The 253-nt window shown below is 45.8% G+C and carries 1 tRNA gene; it reads right to left on the bottom strand.

Annotated elements, in window-relative coordinates:
- Positions 1 to 8: 8 nt before the first annotated feature.
- A tRNA-Ala gene (locus H8K32_RS20130) sits at positions 9 to 84 on the bottom strand.
- Positions 85 to 253: the final 169 nt, after the last annotated feature.

Here is a 253-nt window from a genome sequence, read left to right as displayed (position 1 = left end):
CCCAGTATTGGTGGAGGTTGACGGGATCGAACCGACGACCCCCTGCTTGCAAAGCAGGTGCTCTCCCAGCTGAGCTAAACCCCCTTATACTTCAGCTAGCTAACTCTCCAGCTGAAACATAACTACTCTTCTTATTAAAGCCTAACTTACTACTCAGCCTTAACTTATTCTCGTTATCTAATTTAACAGTCAATAAAAGTGAACACTCAACTACAGCGCTACTCTAGAAAGGAGGTGATCCAGCCGCACCTTC

The sequence above is a fragment of the Cognatundibacterium jejuense genome (assembly GCF_014284255.1).
GTDB lineage: Bacteria > Pseudomonadota > Gammaproteobacteria > Burkholderiales > Burkholderiaceae_D > Undibacterium > Undibacterium jejuense.
Note: the sequence above shows the minus strand (reverse complement) of the source record. Positions and strands in the feature narration are given on the sequence as shown.